The following is a 1,269-nucleotide window of genomic DNA, read 5'->3' on the forward strand; positions in this document are numbered from 1 at the left end:
TGATTCGTGCGGACCACTTCCGTGAAGCGGGCGTTCAAGTTCCGTTTCTATCCGACCGATGCGCAGGCGGCTGAGCTGTCGCGCACGTTCGGGTGCGTGCGGAAGGTCTACAACCTGGCGTTGCAGGCGCGTACGGACGCGTGGCAGCAGCGGCAGGAGCGCGTCAACTACAACGCCACCAGTGCGATGCTGACGGCATGGAAGAAGACCGAGGAACTGGCCTACCTCTGCGAGGTTTCCTCCGTTCCATTGCAGCAGGCGCTGCGGCACTTGCAGGGTGCGTTCGCCAACTTCTGGGGGAAACGGGGGAAGTGCCCGCGTTTCAAGTCCCGGAAGAAGTCCTGCAAGTCCGCCGAGTACACGTCCTCCGCGTTTCGGTGGCGGGACGGTCGGCTGACGCTGGCGAAGATGGCCGGGCCTCTGCGCATCGTGTGGTCCCGGCCTCTGCCCGAGGGCAGTACACCGACCATGGTCACCGTGTCGCAGGACTCGGCCGGACGCTGGTTCGTGTCGGTGCTGTGCGACGACCGCCCGGCGCCGATGCCGGTGACGAACGCCGCTGTCGGTATCGATGCGGGCATAGCGTCGCTGCTCGTCCTGTCCAGGCCGATCGAAGGTCTGACGGACGGGCACGGGAAGATCCGCAACCCGAGGCATGAGCGGAATGACCGGCAGCGCCTCGCGAAGGCTCAGCGGGATCTTGCGCGCAAGGCCAAGGGATCGAAGAACCGGGACAAGGCCCGGTTGAAGGTCGGCCGGGCGCATGTCCGGATCGCCGACCGTCGCAGGGACTTCCTGCACAAGGTCACCACCGCTCTCGTGCGTGAGAACCAAACGCTCGTGATCGAGGACCTGACCGTGCGGAACATGCTGAGGAACCGTACTCTGGCTCGCGCGATCGCCGATGCGTCGTGGTCGGAACTGCGGAGCATGCTGGAGTACAAAGCGGTCTGGTACGGGCGGGAGCTCGTGGTGATCGACCGCTGGTTTCCCTCCTCCAAGCTGTGCAGTGCCTGCGGTATCTTGCGAGGCAGGATGCCGCTCAACGTCCGTGAGTGGACGTGTGACTGCGGGACGACCCACGACCGGGACGTGAACGCGGCGAAGAACATCCTGGCCGCCGGGCTGGCGGTTGCCGCCTGTGGAGACGCTGTAAGACCTCAACGGAGCACTCCGGGCGGGCGGTCGTCGATGAAGCAGGAAGTCGTCCCACCGCAGCGCACACGCGCAGCGGCTCAGCCGCGAGGCTGAGGGGAATCCCCCTCGTTC

Annotated in this window: 1 protein-coding gene; it reads left to right on the top strand. The window is 65.8% G+C overall.

All coding sequences use genetic code 11. The annotated features are described in order from the left end of the window. Positions 1-21 precede the first annotated feature (21 nt). Positions 22-1,251, top strand: a complete 1,230-nt coding sequence (locus tag ACIBEC_RS47815; RefSeq protein WP_360510343.1) for an RNA-guided endonuclease TnpB family protein — start codon at positions 22-24, stop codon at positions 1,249-1,251. Positions 1,252-1,269: the final 18 nt, after the last annotated feature.

The sequence above is a fragment of the Kitasatospora sp. NPDC051164 genome, assembly GCF_044455625.1.
Taxonomy (GTDB): domain Bacteria; phylum Actinomycetota; class Actinomycetes; order Streptomycetales; family Streptomycetaceae; genus Kitasatospora.